The sequence below is a fragment of the Sphingomonas sabuli genome (assembly GCF_014352855.1).
In the GTDB taxonomy this organism is placed as follows: Bacteria; Pseudomonadota; Alphaproteobacteria; order Sphingomonadales; family Sphingomonadaceae; genus Sphingomicrobium; species Sphingomicrobium sabuli.
In genome coordinates, this window is record NZ_CP060697.1 from 1,570,001 (window position 1) to 1,583,410 (window position 13,410).

Annotated in this window: 10 protein-coding genes; 2 read left to right on the forward strand and 8 right to left on the reverse strand. The window is 67.2% G+C overall.

Annotated features, from left to right (window positions below; all coding sequences use genetic code 11):
- Positions 1-11: 11 nt before the first annotated feature.
- The gene (locus tag H8M03_RS07780) at positions 12-296 is read left to right on the forward strand and encodes a hypothetical protein (RefSeq protein ID WP_187478893.1); all 285 of its coding nucleotides are present in this window, start codon (positions 12-14) and stop codon (positions 294-296) included.
- The gene (locus H8M03_RS07785; protein ID WP_187478894.1) at positions 293-676 is read left to right on the forward strand and encodes an acyl-CoA thioesterase; all 384 of its coding nucleotides are present in this window, start codon (positions 293-295) and stop codon (positions 674-676) included. Before H8M03_RS07780 ends, H8M03_RS07785 begins: the two co-directional genes overlap by 4 nt.
- Before the next feature lie 62 nt (positions 677-738).
- Here the strand turns inward: H8M03_RS07785 and H8M03_RS07790 are convergent, their stop codons facing one another.
- From H8M03_RS07790 to H8M03_RS07825, 8 genes are all read right to left on the reverse strand, one after another.
- Entirely contained in the window at positions 739-1,347 is a 609-nt protein-coding gene (locus H8M03_RS07790) for a DUF4167 domain-containing protein (RefSeq protein WP_187478895.1), read from the reverse strand.
- 224 nt (positions 1,348-1,571) lie between these two features.
- Positions 1,572-2,402, reverse strand: coding sequence for a peptide chain release factor N(5)-glutamine methyltransferase (prmC, locus tag H8M03_RS07795; RefSeq protein WP_187478896.1), 831 nt, complete (start codon positions 2,400-2,402; stop codon positions 1,572-1,574).
- Positions 2,399-3,478, reverse strand: coding sequence for a peptide chain release factor 1 (gene prfA, locus H8M03_RS07800; protein WP_187478897.1), 1,080 nt, complete (start codon positions 3,476-3,478; stop codon positions 2,399-2,401). Before prfA ends, prmC begins: the two co-directional genes overlap by 4 nt.
- Positions 3,475-4,710 (reverse strand): histidine--tRNA ligase, encoded by a 1,236-nt coding sequence (hisS, locus tag H8M03_RS07805; RefSeq protein WP_187478898.1) that lies wholly within the window; start codon positions 4,708-4,710, stop codon positions 3,475-3,477. Before hisS ends, prfA begins: the two co-directional genes overlap by 4 nt.
- 56 nt (positions 4,711-4,766) lie before the next feature.
- Positions 4,767-7,343, reverse strand: a complete 2,577-nt coding sequence (locus H8M03_RS07810) for a TonB-dependent receptor plug domain-containing protein (protein ID WP_187478899.1) — start codon at positions 7,341-7,343, stop codon at positions 4,767-4,769.
- A 37-nt stretch (positions 7,344-7,380) separates the two neighbouring features.
- On the reverse strand, positions 7,381-8,583 hold the full coding sequence (locus H8M03_RS07815; RefSeq protein WP_187481004.1) for a DUF445 domain-containing protein: 1,203 nt from the start codon (positions 8,581-8,583) through the stop codon (positions 7,381-7,383).
- Positions 8,584-8,685: 102 nt separating this feature from the next.
- Entirely contained in the window at positions 8,686-12,051 is a 3,366-nt protein-coding gene (locus H8M03_RS07820; protein ID WP_187478900.1) for an efflux RND transporter permease subunit, read from the reverse strand.
- Positions 12,052-12,077: 26 nt separating this feature from the next.
- Positions 12,078-13,277 (reverse strand): efflux RND transporter periplasmic adaptor subunit, encoded by a 1,200-nt coding sequence (locus tag H8M03_RS07825; protein WP_343070837.1) that lies wholly within the window; start codon positions 13,275-13,277, stop codon positions 12,078-12,080.
- Between the last annotated feature and the right edge of the window lie 133 nt (positions 13,278-13,410).

The window sequence follows — 13,410 nt, forward strand, 5'->3', positions numbered from 1 at the left end:
AAGGGAAGCGCATGGCCCGCCCGGACCCCATCCCCAGCCCCAAGGCGTCGCTGCTGCGCCGCTTCCGGCGCGCGATGAAGTGGCTGGCGCTGCTGTCGATCGTCATTGCGGCGATCGCCGTGCTGCTGGTCGCGCGCGGCGACGACGGGGTTCATATTCACATGCTGATCGCGACCGCGCTGGGGGTCGGCCTCACCGTCCTGCTCGGCACCGGGCTGATGGTGCTGAGCTTCCTCAGCTCGTCGAGCGGCCACGATGACGCGGCGGGGCAATCCCAACACAAGGACGACCGATGACCGACCCGATTCGCGAGCCGACCCTGCGGGTCGTGCCGGGCCCGACCGACATCAATGCCAACGGCCACATCTTCGGCGGCTGGGTGCTTAGCCAGATGGACATCGCCGGCGGCATCGTCGCTTCGCAGCGGGCGCGCGGGCACGTCGCGACCGTGGCCATCAGCCGGATGGAATTCATCGCGCCCATCCACCTGCGCGACGTGATCTCCGTCTTCGCCGAGGTGGAAAAGGTCGGCCGCACGTCGATGGTGGTGAAGATCGAAGTCGTCGCCAACCGCGATCGCGGCATCTGCGAAAGCATCAAGGTCACCGAGGGCGTGTTCACCTTCGTCGCGCTGGACGACAATTTCCGTCCGCGCACGGTCGACGTCGAAGCCTGACCCAAAAGAAAACGGCCCGCCGTCGCCGGCAGGCCGTTCCCTGAACCGTTAGCGGGCGGCAGTCAGGCCGCAGGCGCCACGTCGACGTCGCCGTCGTTGCGCGGCTTGCGGGTCGCCCGGCGCTTGGGCTTGGCCGGAGCCTCCTCCTCGCCATCGTCGCCATCGCGGCCGATCGCCGGCGGCAGCGCGGTCATCGCGATCCGCTCGCCATCGTCGTCCTGGTCGTCGTCGTCGGACGACGCATTGCGCGATCCGTTGCGGCGCGACCGGTCCGGCTTGTCCGAACGGTCGCGGCCACTGCCGTTGCCGCGCTGGTTGCGGCTCGGCCGATCGCCGCTGTCCTCGTCGGACGCGTCGTAGCTGTCGCCGTCATTGTCGTTGTCGTTGTCCTCGTCGTCCGAGGAATCGTCGCCGCGCGCCTTGCGCTGGTCGTCGTAGCGCGAGCGGCTTTCGCCCAGGACACGGAAATAATGGTCCGCGAACTGAAGGAAATATTCGCTTTGCACGCGGTCGCCCGCAAGCTGCGCATCGCGCGCCATGTTCTTGTATTTCTCGAGCAGCTGCGCGGCATTGCCACGCTGGCGATTATCCTGCCGATTACCCCCGAGATTGGGACCCCGCTGGCCCCCGCGGCCGCGACGGCGACCACCACCCTGTCGATTATTGATCAAAAGCCGACTTCCTCAAACAATAGAAGTTCGCCCCCCGCTCCTGCCGGCCTGCATCTGCGCGTGCGCAGCTTCGCCCTTGTTCTTCCGCTTAAGCGTCAGCGCGCTTGCGAAGGGCCGATTGCATCGGGGGTAGGAGGGGATGCGCTCAGGTCATTTCCGCTCAAGCGGGCCCGCTCCTGAAACAGGATGTAATGGGCATTTACCGATATTCCAAGCGAATTTCTTCAAGCCCGGGTCAAGAGTACCGCCCGGTCCCGTCCGCCGAAGTCCTTGGCAATGCTGGATTTCAGCCCGTCGCGTTCAAGCAGGGGGCGCGCCGCGGCGGCTTGGCCGGCGCCGATTTCGACCGCGGCCAGCCCACCTGGATTGAGCAGGCGCGGAATTTCGGGCGCCAGCCGCCGGATGCAGTCGAGCCCGTCCGGACCGGCGAACAGCGCCTCGTCGGGCTCATGTTCGGCCACTCCGGGACCGAGCTCCTCGTCCTCGGCGACATACGGCGGATTGCACAGGATGAGGTCGAATCCCTCGGCGATGCCGTCGGCCCAGTCGCCCAGCTTGAACTTCGCCCGATCGTCGAAGCCCAGCCGCCGGGCATTGGCCGACGCGTAGGACAAGGCCCGCCGCGAACTGTCGACCCCAATGCCCGTTGCCTTCGGCCACAAGTCCAGCGCCGCCAGCAGGAGCGTGCCCGGACCGGTACCAAGGTCGAGGATCCGGCCCGGCCCGTCAGCCTTGCCTTCGAAATGCGCGATCGCGGACGCAATCAGCACTTCGCTGTCGGGTCGCGGCACCAGCACGCCCGGGCCGACATGAATGTCGATGTCCCAGAAGGCGCGGCGGCCGGTGATATAGGCCACTGGCTCGCCCTTCGCCCGGCGTTCGACCATCGTCCAGAACCGCTTGGGCGGATCCTTGTCCGGCGGGTTGAGCAGCAGCTTGTCGCGGTCGATGTTCAAGGCCTCGGCCATCAGCAGCTCGGCGTCGAGCCGCGCCGTGTCGCTGGTCAGGGTCAATTGCCGCGCCGCTTCGTCGAGCGCGCGTGTCAGCGGCTTCACGCGTCTTCCAGACCCGCCAGCCGCTGGGCCTCGTCCTCGGCGATCAAGGCTTCGGTCAATTCGCCAAGCCCGGGTCCTTCAAGGATCGCCTCCAGCTTGTGCAAGGTCAGGTTGATCCGGTGATCGGTCACGCGCCCCTGCGGGAAATTGTACGTGCGGATCCGCTCCGACCGGTCGCCCGATCCGACCATCGACTTGCGCGCGCCGGCCCGCTCGCTGGCCAGCCGCTCCCGTTCCAGTTCGAAGAGTCGCGTACGCAGTACCTTCAGCGCCTTGGCCTTGTTCTTGTGCTGCGATTTTTCGTCCTGCTGGATGACGACGAGGCCGGACGGCAGATGGGTGATGCGCACGGCGCTGTCGGTGGTGTTCACCGACTGCCCGCCGGGGCCCGACGAGCGATAGACGTCGATGCGCAAATCCTTGTCGTCGATCTGGACGTCGACATCCTCGGCTTCCGGAAGGACCGCGACGGTCGCCGCCGACGTGTGGATCCGCCCGCCCGCTTCGGTCACCGGCACCCGCTGGACCCGGTGCACGCCGCTTTCGAATTTCAGCTTGGCGAACACCCCCGCCCCGGTAATCGACGCCACGGCTTCCTTGTAGCCGCCAAGCTCGGACGCGCTGGCGGAGATGAGTTCGAAGCGCCAGCCCTGCTCTTCGGCGAAACGCTGGTACATGCGCAGCAGGTCGCCGGCGAACAGTGCGGCCTCGTCGCCGCCGGTCCCGGCGCGCACTTCCAGCATGGCCGGCCGCTCGTCCGCGGCATCGCGGGGCAGCAGCTGGACGGCTAGTGCACGCTCGGCGTCGGGCAGCTTGCGCTCGATCTCGTGCAATTCCTCTTCGGCCATCGCCCGCATCTCGGCGTCGGCGTCGCGGGTCATTGCCGACAGGCTCTCGCGTTCGGCGCGCAGCCGGCGAACTTCGCGAGCCGCGGCGGCCACCGGCTCGATCGCGGCATAATCCTTGGACAGGCGAACGAACTCTTCCGCCGACAGCTCGCCGCTTGCCATCTGGTCGGCAAGTTCCTGCTTGCGCGCCTCGATCGACGCGATGCGGTCCGACGAAATGCCCGTCATTCGGCGATCGCCTGCGCAAGCTGGCCAAGCGTAACCGCGCGCTGCTCGCCGCTGGCCAGCGTTTTCAGCTGCGCCTCGCCGCGATCCAGTTCGTCGTCGCCGATGATCAGCGCATAGGTCGCGCCAGACGCATTGGCCTTGCTCATCCGCTTCTTCATGTTGCCGCGATAGGCCATGTCGCTGGCGATACCGTCGCGGCGAAGGCCTGCGATAATGCCCTCGGCTGCCGTCGCCGCGCGATCGCCCAGCGGCACGATCACCACCAGCGGCTGTTCGACAGCCGGCGCATCGATCAGCATCGACAGCCGCTCGATCCCCGCCGCCCAGCCGACCGCGGGCGTGTGCGGCCCGCCCAGCGATTCCATCAGGCCGTCATAGCGACCGCCCGCCAGCACCGTGCCCTGCGCCCCCAGCTGGTCGGTCATGAATTCGAAGGCGGTGTGGCGATAATAATCGAGCCCGCGCACCAACCGCGGCGCGCGTTCCCAGTTAACCCCCGCCGCATCCAGGCCGGCAGTGACCCGGGCGAAAAACTCGCCCGCGTCGCTGGTCAGGAAATCGTCGATCACCGGCGCGGCGTCGACGATCGGCCAGTCGGCATGGGCCTTGCTGTCGAGAATCCGCAGCGGGTTGCGGTCGAGCCGGTCGCGGCTCTCCTCGCTAAGATCGCCGCGATGCTTGGTGAAGTGCGCGTGCAACGCGTCGCGCCACGCGGCGCGCGTGTCGGGATCGCCCAACGTGTTGAGCTTGAGCACCGCGGCATCGATGCCGAGTTCCTTGAGCAACTGGTCGGCAAAGCACAGCAATTCGACGTCCGACGCCGGTTCCGGCGCGCCGATGATCTCCGCGTCCAGCTGGTGGAACTGGCGGAAGCGGCCTTTTTGCGGGCGCTCGTAACGGAAGGCGGCGCCATGCGTCGCGACCTTCAGCGGCACGTGCTGCTGCCAACCTTCCGACAGGAAGGCACGGGCAATGCCGGCAGTAAACTCCGGACGAAGCGTCACCGGGTCGCCGCTCTTGTCCTCGAAACTGTACATTTCCTTGGACACGACGTCGGTAGTTTCGCCCATCGTCCGGGCGAACACTGCGGTGTCCTCCAGCATCGGTACGTCGACCCGCCTGAACCCGTACAGCCGGCGCACCTTGTCGAACGCGGCGACCACCGCGGCCATGCGGTCGGCTTCTTCGCCCAACAGGCTTTGCATTCCCCGGACTGGCTGCGGCGTCTTCATCGGCGGGCGCATGGCAAAGATCGCGGGCAAAGGAAAGGAAGCGTGCGCGCGATTCCTCAGTCCTCGCCGCCGCGGCCGCCTTCGCGCCGCCACGACCCGCGCGGCGGCAGGAACTGCTTGCGGATGCTGATGCTGATCGTCCGGCCAAGCGGATCGAGCAGGTCGCCTTGGTAATTGAACGGCACCGCGCCAAGGGAATCGCGGACGTTGGGCTTGGTGTCGAAGATGTTGTTCACTTCCAGCCGCAGCGACGACCCGCGCAGCCACGGATGCTTGGCGACCAGGTCGAGCCGCTGGCCAAGGTTGGCGAACAGCCGCAGGTCGAACGTCCCGACGGGCGAAAAGCGCAAGGTATCGCCGGTCGCTGTCGTCACCTGCGTCGCGCTTTTCCAATTGGCCGACATGCGGGCGCCAAGGCCGTTGTTGAAATAGCCTGCGCGCGCTTCGACCTCGTGCCGCGACCGGCCGCCGCCCTGCCCGACCGCGTCGCCGTCGAGATAGTCGAGATCCAGGCCGGGCCGGATCGTCACCCGGTCGACCAGCGTCACCGTGTCGGTCAGCGAAAAGGTCAGCCGGCCCCCGTTCCGGCCGCCACCGCCGCCGCCGCCGAAGCGGCCGAAGCCACCGCCACCGCCGCCGCCGACACCTGGCGGCGGGCCGCCCTCGGGCGGAGGGCCGCCTTCGGGGGGCGGGCCACCTTCGGGCCGCGCGTCGCCGGAACGTTCGCCGCGGCGGGCACGGAGCGCGGCGATCGCGGCCGGCGACGGGGCGGCGGACTTGAGCGGCTTGGAGAAGTCGAAGCCGAAGCGCAGCGTGTCGCGCCGGGCGCTGTCGTAATTGACCGGGCGCAGGTCGACGCTGACCAGCTGTCCGCCGGCATTGCGCATGAACCGTTCCGGAAAGGCCGCCTCGATCGTCGGGGTCGGCCCGGGGAAGCTGGAAATCGGGTCGTCGAACCGCGAGCGCACATATTCGGCGCGCAGCGTCAGGTCGGTTTCCTCGAGCGGCTTCCAATTGCCGCCAAGCTTGATCACGTTGCGGCGGTCGGCATCGAGGCCGGGATTGCCGCCGGTGATCGCGTTGACCTCCACCGTCTGACCGGTGGTAAAGTCGAAGATGCGCGTTCCCGGCGTTTCCAGGATCGGGTCGCCAAGCTGGCCGACCGACGGCGCGCCTTCTTCGCGCGTCCAGCTGGCGAGCAGGTTGAGCCGCCGCACCGGCGACCAGTTGGCCCCGGCGCCGAGCGTCGTCAGCGTGCCGAAGTCGGAATAGCGTTCGATTTCCGCATTGGCGTTGAGCCCGAGCGTGCCGAGCGCCCCGAAATCGCTGTCCCGCCGCGATATCGGGATATCGAGGTTGGCCGACGCCTGCCCGATAGACCGCCCGAGCGAGCTTTCGCTTTCGATCCCGTCGCGAACGCGCTTGCTGTCGCGGTCCAGCGTGCTGGCCCCGACGTTGACGGTCGCCCCGATATCGCCGGCGGGCAGCTTGAACAGCTTGCCGTTGAGCATCCCGTCAATGTCTGCTGAGCGGGTCACGGTCCGCGCGCTGTCGTCGATCGCAGCGTCGCGGTCGGTGCGAGTCACGCCGCGGTCGAGGTCCGCATTGCCGGTCACCGACCAGCGCCAGCCGCCCGGCAGATTGCCGTTGAGCACACCGCCGGCGTGCAGGCTGTCATTGGTCGAATTGCGCGCCAGCGGCAGCAGGAGCGTGTCGCCAAGGCCAAGTAGCGAACGCCCGGTGGACCGCTGCGCCTCGACATTGCCGGTTGCGGAGACCGTGCCGATCTGGCGATTGTGCGTGGCGGTGGCGCGATACTGCCGGCGCTCGCCGATCAGCGTCCGGGCGCCCTGGTCGTCGGCGTCCTCGGCCGGGTCTTCAACGCGGATGAAGCGCTCGTCCTCGGTCAGCGGGCTGTTCGCTTCGACATTCAGGTTGACGGTGGTGCGGCCGTTCTCGCCGATCATCAGCCGGGTGACGTCGGCTTCGCCGCCAAGATAGCCGCCGCCGGTCGCGGTGGTTCCCTCGAGCCGTGCGGTGGTCGACCGGAAACGGGGGCGAAGGACGAAGTTCACCACCTTCTGGTCGGCCCGGTAGCCGTACCGCAGCGCCACTTCCTCCGGCAGGATTTCGACCTTGGAGATGGCTTCGGTGGGAATGTCGCGCAGTTCGCGAAAGCCGGAGATGCGCTGGCCGTTGAGCAGCAGCACCGGCCGCTCGCCGCCGCGTCCGCGCGCGCTGCCGATCTGCGGCGCGATCGCTTCGAGAAGCTCGTTGATGTCGGTCGCACCGGTGGCTCGGATGTCGCGCGTGTCGAGCGTGTTTTCGGGCGGAATGTCGCCGATCACGTTCGACCGCTGACCGGTGACGATGATCGTATCGTCTTCGTCCAGTTCGTCGGCGGCTGGGTCCGCGGATGCGGGCTCGGCTGCATCAGCCGGTTGATCGGCCGCAACGGTCTCGGGTTGCGTGGCCGCAGGGGCTTCGGGCTGCGTGGCCGTGGGCGCGGCGTCCTGGGCGGCGGCGACGGCCGGAAGGACGAACAGCGCGATGCCGGCGAGGTAGAGCGACTTGGTCTTCATTCGCAACCCGTCGCGCCCGGCGGGTGAATTGCGGATGACCGCGCGGTTCATTTCGACGGGCGCACCCCCTATGACGACGAACGGCACGTCAGATGGTGTCGAGCGCGTGGATGGCAACGCCGACCAGCCCGCCGACCAGCGTGCCGTTGATGCGGATATATTGCAGGTCGCGCCCGACCGCCGATTCCAGCCGCGCGGTGACGGTGCGCGCGTCCCAGCTGCGGATCGTTTCCGATACCAGCATGACGATCGAACTGCCGTAGCTTTGCGCCATGCCCGCCGCGGCGCGGCGAACGAACTGGTTGATGGCGCTGCGCACGCGCCTGTCCTGTTCGAGAGATTCGCCCATCGACCGCAGCACGTCGCCCAGCCGGCCGGCCATTGCCGCGTCGGGATTGCGGGCGGCGCGGATGATCGATTCCCGGCCGCGCTGCCAGATGGCGTCGATCCACAGCGCGACCGAGCGATTGGCCAACAGCTGTTCCTTCAGATCCTCGACCTTGGCCTGCGTTGCCGCATTGGTCTGCAGATCGTTGGCCAGCTGGGCCAGCGCTTCCTCGACCTTGATCCGCACGGGATGGGTGGGATCGGTGGACATTTCCGCGCTCAGCTTGCGCAAGCCGTCGAGGATGGCGTCGGCCAGCTTGGCGTCGAGCCCGGCAAGCTTGAGCACCCAATTGGCTTTCTTGTGCACCATCTCGCGGATAAGTTCTTCGTTGGCGTCGAGCGCCCGCGACAGCCAGCGGATCGCCGCTTCCAGCATCGGCACGTGACGGTCCTCGTTGATCGCGGAGGCGAGCGCGTGGCCAAGGAGGGGGGCGACCTGCATCTTCTGGATGCGCTGGGCGATGGCGCCTTTCACGATCCCGCCCAGCCGTTCGTCGTCGAGGCCCTCGAATATGTCGGCGATCAGGCGTGAGGCGCCCTGGCGGATACGCGTCCCTTCGCCAGCCGGTGCCTTGAGAAAACGGCCGGCCGCGCCGGCAATGTCGATGTTGCGCATGCGCCGCGCGACCACGGCGGGGACCAGGAAGTTTTCGTTGATGAAGGTGGCGAGCGAATCGCCGATCCGGTCCTTGTTGCGCGGGATGATCGCGGTGTGCGGAATGGGCAGGCCAAGCGGATGGCGGAACAGGGCGGTGACCGCGAACCAGTCGGCCAGCCCGCCGACCATCGCCGCTTCGGCGAACGCCTTGACCCAGGCCAGCCAAGGGTAAGCGGGTTCGAACGCCCGGCTGGCCGCGAACAGCGCCGCCATCGCCACCAGCAGGCCGGTCGCGGCCAGCTTCATCCCGGCCGCACCGGGCTGGGCCGGGTTGAACCGGGACAGGGCGACGGGCGTCTTCACATCACCGCCATAGCGGGCCGGGCGCGTGGAATCACCCGGCGCGGCTTATTCCGCGGGAACCGCTTCGCCGGGACGTTGCGCTTCTTCGGTGACCAGCCGGTGGAAGACCTTGCTGATCGCCTGTTCGATATCGATGGCGATGCTGAAATACGCCGGGACCAGCAGCAGGGTCAGCGCGGTCGACAGGATCAGCCCGCCGATCACGGTAATGCCCATCGGCGCACGCCAGCTGCCGTCGCCGTGCAGCGACAGCGCGATCGGCAGCATGCCGGCGACCATCGCCACGGTCGTCATGACGATCGGCTGGGCGCGCTTGTGCCCGGCTTCGTAAATCGCCTCGTCCTTGGCCATGCCGTGGTTCATCATCTCGACCGCGAAATCGATCAGCAGGATCGAGTTCTTGGCGACGATCCCGAACAGCATCAGGATGCCGATGAACACGGGCAGCGAGACCGGCGTGCCGGCGATGTGCAGCGCGATCGCCGCGCCGAGCGGGGCGAGCACCAGCGAGCCCATGTTGACGAACGGGGCAAGGAAACGGCGGTAGAGCAGCACAAGCACCGCGAACACCAGCAGCACGCCGCTGGCCAGCGCGATGCCGAAACTGACCAGCAATTCGCCCTGCCATTTCTGGTCGCCGAGGGTCAGTTCCTGAACGCCGTCGGGCAGGTTCTTGTAGGTCGGCAGCTCACGGATCTTCTTCCAAGCGTCGCTCGACACTACGCCCTGCGCAAGGTCGGCGCCGATGACCGTGCGCCGCACCTGGTTGGTGCGCTGCACGCGCGACGGACCGGACCCGAAGCTGATTTCGGCGACCGCCTTCAACGGCACGCTGGCGCCGGACTGGGTCGGCACCGGCAGGTTTTCCAGCACCGACAGGTCGCGGCGGGCCGAGATCGGCAGGCTGACGATGATCGGCACCTGACGGTCGGCAAGCGAGAATTTGGCGCTATTCTGTTCGATGTCGCCGATGGTGGCGATACGGATTGTCTGCGACAGCGCGGTGGTCGTCACGCCAAGGTCAGCGGCCAGGTCGAAGCGCGGCGTGATCTGGATTTCCGGCCGTTCGTTGTCGCCCTGCACACGCGGCGCCACCAGCTCGGGAATCGTCTCCATCTCCTGCGCCAGCTTGGCCGACGTCTGCTGCAGCAGGACCGGATTGCTGCTGCCGAGGAACAGGCCGATGGGCCGCCCGCCGGCGTTGTTCTGGGACACGAAATTGACCCGCGCATCGGCAATGGTCGCCAGCTTCGGATTGAGCTCGCGCTCGATTTCCGGGCTCTTCTGCGTGCGGTCCTTCTTGAACATCACCTGGATGTAGCCGACCGACGTGAAGACCCGCTGGAACACGCGATCCACATTGGGGTGGGCAAGGAGGATGCCTGACGCTTCGGAAGCGACGCCGCGGGTCTGGGCCAGCGTCGTGCCCGGCGGCATTTCGATGCGCACGGTCGACACGGGTTCGTCGGTTTCCGGCTGGAACTGCATCGGCAGGGTCGCGAACAGGGCCACGGTCATCAGCAAGGCGATGAACCCGACGCCAAGCATCTTCACCCGGTGATCGCGATATTGGGCGTTGAGCCGCGTGTGCCAGCGCGCGAAACCGCCATCCCGCGACGACAAGGCGGCGCTCATCAGCCGGTGAACGATGATCGCGGCCGCCACCAGCGCGACAATCGCCAGCAGGTTGACGGCCAGGGCCGGTAGCCCCAGCGCCGTCAGGGCCTTCATCGCGGCAATCGCGGCGGCGATCGCGGCGATCAGGTTCAGCACCTGCAGCACGATCTCGATGCCGACGAAATGGACCCGGGTCTTTTCTGCCGGGACGGCGGCCCGCACGGCGCGGGTTTCGCTGTCGTCCAGAGTCCAGTTGAGCAGCGACAGGTAGCGGGTCATCCACTTGCCCGAGGCATGTTCCTCGACCCCGTGGGCGCGCAGGAAATAGGCCGCCATCAGCGGCGTGATCATGCGCGCGACGAGCAAACTCATCGCCACCGACAGGACGACGGTGAAGCCGAAGTGATAGAAGAACTGGCCGGAAATGCCGGGCATCAGCGCCACCGGCAGGAAGACCGCGATGATCGCCGAGGTGGTCGCCAGCACGGCCAGGCCGATTTCGTCCGCGGCGTCGATCGCGGCCTGGTAGCCGGATTTGCCCATGCGCATGTGGCGGACGATGTTTTCGATCTCGACGATGGCGTCGTCGACCAGCACGCCGGCCACCAGCGCCAGCGCCAGCAACGACAGGAAGTTCAGGTTGATCCCGATCAGGCTCATGAACCAGAAGGCGGGAATCGCCGACAAGGGAATGGCCACGGCGGAAATGATCGTCGCGCGGAAGTCGCGCAGGAACAGGAACACCACCAGCACCGCCAGCACCGCGCCCTCGATCAAAGCGATCATCGAACTGTCGTACTGGTTCTCGGTGTAATTGACGGTGTTCGCGACCTCGACGAACTGGACCCGCGGATTTTCCTTCTCGATCTTGCGCAGTTCGTCCCACGCTCCGTCGTAGACGGTAAGATCGGAATAGCCCCGCGCCCGCTTGATGTTGAAACTGACGACGGGCTTGCCGTTGAGGATCGCCTCGGAGCGTAATTCGTCGGTCGAATCGCTGACCTTGCCAAGGTCGCTCAGCCGGACGACGCGCCCGCCCGGAACGCTGATCTGGGTTTGGCCGAGATTGTAGGCGTCGGTGGCGTTGCCGATGATTCGGACCGTCTGTTCGGACCCGGCCAGTTCGGCCCGTCCGCCGGACGCGTTGAGGTTAACCTGGCGCAGCTGCTGGTTGACCTGGGCCGCGGTGATGCCCTGCGCCTGCAGCGCGACGGGATCGAGCGTGATGCGTATCTGGCGGTCGACGCCGCCTTCGCGGGTGACCGCGCCGACGCCTTCGATCGACAGCAGCCGGCGCGACACTTCATTGTCGATGTACCAGCTCAACTGTTCGAGCGTCATGTCGTTGGTTTCGGCGGCGATGAAGGAGATCTCGCCGCCGTCGTTGGTCTGCATGCGCTCGACCTGCGGCTCGAGAATGCCTTCGGGCAGGTCGCCGCGGATCTGGGCGATGGCCGTGCGCACGTCCTCGGTCGCCCGGTCGAGCGGGGTGCCGATGTGGAACGACACCATCGTCTGGCTGAAGCCTTCGCGCAGGCTGGAATTGATCTCCTCGACGTTCTCCACGCTGCGGATGGCCGCTTCCACCCGCTGCGTGATCTGGCTTTCCATCTCGCTCGGCGCGGCGCCGGGCTGGGAGATATTCACCTGAACGGCGGGGAATTCGACGTCGGGGAAGTTGTTGACGTCGAGCCGCATGAACGCGAGCAGCCCGGCCAGCAGCAGGCCGACGAACAGCACGATCGGCGGGACCGGATTGCGGATGCACCAGGACGAGATGTTGCGGAAATTCATGGTTTAACGCTCTTGGGTCCCGGTCATTACGGTTGCAGGGTCTTCGGCACGACCCGCTTGGGCCGCACTTCCTGGCCCGGGTTGAGGAACGGGCCGGCGGTTTCGACCACCCGCTCGCGGCCGCTTAGGCCGCCGATGACGGTGACGCCCGCGTCCTGCACCTCGCCAAGCTGGACCGCCCGGCGCTCGATCTTGTTGTTGCTGCCGACGATGAAGACGTAGCTGCCCTTGGAATCGCTCATCACCGCGCTCTGCGGAAGGACGGGGGCCGTGGTCTGGTTGGCGGTGATCTTCGCCTCGCCGAAGCCGCCGGGCTTGAAGGCGGGATCGTAAGGCACGCTGATCCTGACCTCGCCTTGGCGGGTTTGCGGATCGATCGTCGGCGCGACCTGCCAGACCGAGCCGGTGAAGGTGCGGTCCGACCCCAACGGAGTGACGGTCGCGGGCATGCCGACCTTGACCGCGGTCAGGTCCTGCTGCGGCAGGTTGGCGCGGATCTCCATCGCCCCGCCCTGGGCCATGCGGAACAGGGCGCCGGCGCCGGCGCCGACCACCTGGCCGACCTCCACGTTGCGTTCGAGCACCAGGCCCGCGGACGGAGCAGTGATGTTGAGCCGGCCGATTTCGGCGCGGGTCGCGCCCAGCTGCGCGCGGGCCACGCGGACCTGCGCGGTCGCCGCATCGCGGGTCGCGCGCTTGGAATCGATCTCGGCCTTGGACACGAAACCGCGGCCCTGGAGCGAGAGCGCGCGCTGATAATTGGCTTCGGCCAGCGCGGCATTGGCCTGCGCGGCGTCGATCTGCGCGGCCAGCTGCGCGGCCTGCTGGGTCTGCACCGACCGGTCGATGACGGCGAGCGTCTGGCCCTGGCGCGCCCAGCTTCCGGCGTCGACCAGCACCTGCGTAACGCGCCCGCCCTGCCCGGCAACGCCGACCGGCTGGTCGCGGCGAGCGGCGAGCGCACCGGACGCGGTGATCACCCGCGCGACGCTGGTCTGACCGGGCACGATCACGGACACGGTCGGAATCTTGCCGGCCGTAGCGCCTTCGTCGGCGGCAGGCTTGCCGCCGCCAAGCATCATCATCGCGACGATTATTGCGATCACCGCGACCAGGGCGGCGGCGATGATCGCCATCCGCTTGCGCCGGCGCGCGCCGTCGTCGATCACGACCAGCGTGTCCGATTCGGTAGTGCGCAACGGCCGTTCCAAGTTCATATCGTTCATTCTTTCGCCCAGATCGCGTTCTTGGCTGCCCAAAGTAGAGCCACTGTATTACGCGAATAAGTCACCAAGGGCAACACAGCCCGGTTGCCCACGGTATGCCAGCCGTTTTCGACCAACGGACATGGCTGGAACA